At 68.7% G+C, this 1,987-nt stretch carries 2 protein-coding genes; both read left to right on the top strand.

Annotated features, from left to right (window positions below):
- Positions 1–135: 135 nt before the first annotated feature.
- Positions 136–1,692, top strand: coding sequence for a 2-isopropylmalate synthase (locus DBR34_RS18055; protein WP_128097819.1), 1,557 nt, complete (start codon positions 136–138; stop codon positions 1,690–1,692).
- Between the two features lie 9 nt (positions 1,693–1,701).
- Positions 1,702–1,987, top strand: a 286-nt coding sequence (locus DBR34_RS23870) for a methyltransferase domain-containing protein (protein WP_258224100.1), incomplete at its 3' end; no start/stop codon positions are given.

The following is a 1,987-nucleotide window of genomic DNA, read 5'->3' on the forward strand; positions in this document are numbered from 1 at the left end:
CCCGCCGCGCAAACCCCGCCGCCGCGCCAGCGAGCGAACGCGACTACCGCTGCCCACCGCGCTCGCCCCACCCAAGATTCCCGCTGCTTCCCCTTCCTTTGTGACCCCATCCGACATCGCTGTCGAGGAGACCTCCTGGTGACCACGCCCAACTCCCCCCGAATTAGAATTTTCGACACCACCCTGCGTGACGGCGAGCAATCGCCCGGCTGCAGCATGAGCCCGCAGCAGAAACTGGTGATGGCCCGTGCGCTGGACGAGCTGGGCGTGGACATCATCGAAACCGGCTTCCCGGCCAGCTCGCAGTCCGACCGCGAAGCGATGGCGATGATCGGCCGCGAAGTACGCCGGCCGACCCTGGCGGTGCTGTCGCGCTGCCTGGCCGCCGATATCGAAACCTCGGCCAAGGCCCTGGAGGCCGCGGCCAATGCGCGGCTGCACGTGTTCCTGTCCACCAGCCCGCTGCACCGCGAGCACAAGCTGCGGATGAGCCGTGAGCAGGTACTGGAATCGGTGCACAAGCACGTCAGCCTGGCGCGCAGCTACATCGATGACGTGGAGTTCTCCGCCGAAGATGCCACCCGCACCGAGGAAGATTTCCTGATCGAGGTAGCCCGCGTGGCCGTGGCCGCTGGCGCCACCACCATCAACCTGCCCGACACCGTGGGCTTCACCACGCCCGAAGAGATCCGCGGCATGTTCCAGCGGGTGATCGCCGGGGTGCCGGACAGCGACCGCATCATCTTCAGTGCGCATTGCCATAACGACCTGGGGCTGGCCGTGGCCAACTCGCTGGCCGCCATCGAAGGCGGCGCGCGGCAGGTGGAGTGCACCATCAACGGCATCGGCGAGCGCGCCGGCAACTGCTCGCTGGAAGAGATCGCCATGGTGCTGAAGGTGCGCAACGCCTTCTACGAGGAAGACACCCGCATCAACACCCCGCGCATCGTCTCCACCTCGCAGCTGCTGCAGCGCCTGGTCGGCATGCCGGTCCAGCGCAACAAGGCGATCGTGGGCGCCAACGCGTTCGCGCACGAGTCGGGCATCCACCAGCACGGCATGCTGCGCCACCGTGGCACTTACGAGATCATGCGCCCGGAAGACGTGGGCTGGGAGTCGTCGCAGATGGTGCTGGGCCGCCACAGCGGTCGCGCTGCGGTCGAACAGCGCCTGCGTGCGCTGGGCTTCTGGCTGGACGAGGACGAGCTGAAGCACGTGTTCGAACAGTTCAAGGCGCTGTGCGAGCAGCAGCGCGTGGTCACCGACGCCGACCTGCAGGTGTTGATGCAGGGCAGCGCCACCCAGAACGGCTACCGCCTGGCCTCGATGACGATCAGCGACGTGGGCAGCCGCGCCAACGCGCTGGTCGAACTGTCCGACCCGGACGGCAACCGCGTGGCCGAAACGTCGCAGGGCGACGGCCCGGTGGATGCGCTGTTCGGCGCACTGTCGGCCGCCACCGGCGTGCAGCTGATGCTGGACAGCTACCACGTGCACAGCGTGGGCATCGGCGCCGATGCACGCGGCGAAGCCAACCTGAGCGTGCGCCATGACGGCGTGGAGTACGAAGGCACCGGCACCAGCCGCGACATCATCGAAGCGTCCGCGCTGGCCTGGCTGGACGTGGCCAACCGCCTGCTGCGCCAGCGCAACGCCACCGCCGAACAACCCGCGGCCAGCGCCGCAGCCTGAGGAATCTGCATGAGCGCCTTCGACAGCCACACCACCCCCGACGCCGGCCAGCAGTGGAACGCGCACGACTACGCCATCGACGCCGGCTTCGTGCCCGTGCTCGGCGGTGCGGTCGCGCGGCTGCTCGATCCGCAGCGCGGTGAACGCATCCTCGACCTGGGCTGCGGCGACGGCGTGTTGAGCTTCGACCTGGCGCTCAGCGGCGCACACATCACCGGCGTGGACGCCTCGCCGGAGCTGGTCGGCGGCGCGCGCGCACGCGGCATCGAGGCGCACGTCATGGATGCCCATGCCC

The sequence above is a fragment of the Stenotrophomonas sp. HMWF003 genome (assembly GCF_003061285.1).
GTDB lineage: Bacteria > Pseudomonadota > Gammaproteobacteria > Xanthomonadales > Xanthomonadaceae > Stenotrophomonas > Stenotrophomonas maltophilia_AP.